This window comes from Pseudomonas aestuarii (assembly GCF_027988105.1).
Classification (GTDB): Bacteria; Pseudomonadota; Gammaproteobacteria; order Pseudomonadales; family Pseudomonadaceae; genus Aquipseudomonas; species Aquipseudomonas aestuarii.
Window position 1 is genome coordinate 1 of sequence record NZ_JAQJZJ010000051.1, and the last position, 261, is coordinate 261.

Genomic DNA, 261 nt, shown 5'->3' on the forward strand with positions numbered 1-261 from the left:
TCTGTCTGCCACCAACGGTGATCTGACCTTGCTGGCGGGTGGTGTGCTGAGCACGTCGGGCCTAGTCGATGCTCAGGGTGAACTGGTCGCCGATGCGCAGAGCATCAGCATGAGCAGCGGCTCTGCTTGGCAGGGGATTGGCGGCGCCACACTGACGGCTATCGGCGACATGTCCTTGAACGCGCTGAGCTTTGGCGGCGATCTGGATATCGACTCGACGCAAGGCCACGTTAGCTTCAATGGCCCGGTCAATGCTCAGGT

General features: G+C 61.3%; 1 protein-coding gene. It reads left to right on the forward strand.

Features of this window, described 5'->3' with window-relative positions; genetic code table 11:
• A partial coding sequence (locus tag PH586_RS23520; RefSeq protein ID WP_271350222.1) for a hypothetical protein occupies positions 1-261 on the forward strand: 261 nt, incomplete at both ends.